This window comes from Streptomyces sp. C, assembly GCF_000158895.1.
In the GTDB taxonomy this organism is placed as follows: domain Bacteria; phylum Actinomycetota; class Actinomycetes; order Streptomycetales; family Streptomycetaceae; genus Streptomyces; species Streptomyces racemochromogenes.
The window spans coordinates 411,276-411,951 of sequence record NZ_GG657750.1 but is presented as its reverse complement, the minus strand read 5'-3'; the positions used below and the strand labels follow the sequence as shown (position 1 = coordinate 411,951).

The following is a 676-nucleotide window of genomic DNA, read 5'->3' as shown; positions in this document are numbered from 1 at the left end:
TCCCCGTCGAGGCGCATCAGGCCGCCGTGCATCCTCTCCTCCGGAAGGCCCGCCGGGGTGATGAGCGCGTACGTGCCCGCGCCGCCCGGCAGCTCCATGTCGCTGAAGCGCCAGCCGAGGACGGCGCCGTAGAACTCCCGCGCGGCCGCGGCGTCGCTCGTGAACAGCTCGGTCCAGCACAGCGAGCCCGGCGCGTCCACCAGCTCGGCGCCCTGGTCCCCGCCCGGCTCCCAGACGGCGAACTGGCCGCCCTGGGGGTCGCTGTACTGCGCCATCCGGCCCGCGTCGTCCAACGTCATCGGAGCCACCCGGACGGTACCGCCCGCGGCCTCCACGGCCCGGGTGGCGGCGTCCGCGTCGGCGACGCTGAAGTAGAGCATCCACGCCGAGCGCGCGCCCTGCTCGGTGAGCCGGCCGAGCCCTGCGACGGCCTTCCCGTCCCTGCGGAACACCCCGCCCTCCATGCCGCCCATGGACGCGTACGACCACTCGAACACGGCGCCGTAGAAGGCCGCGGCCGACGGGACGTCCGGGGTGCCGAGGTCGAGCCAGCAGGGGGAGCCGGGGACGTAGTCGGTGGTGATCATGGTGCCGGCCTTTCACGGGTCCGCTGGGTCCCCAGCCTGGCACCGGACCCCGCCCCCCGCCCGTCGGCCGTCAGGCCCCGCGCGGGCGG

1 protein-coding gene is annotated in these 676 nt (G+C 75.7%); it reads right to left on the bottom strand.

The window, feature by feature from the left end:
* The coding region (locus tag SSNG_RS02035; RefSeq protein ID WP_007262120.1) for a VOC family protein at nucleotides 1-587 on the bottom strand (587 nt) is incomplete at its 3' end.
* Nucleotides 588-676 lie beyond the last annotated feature (89 nt).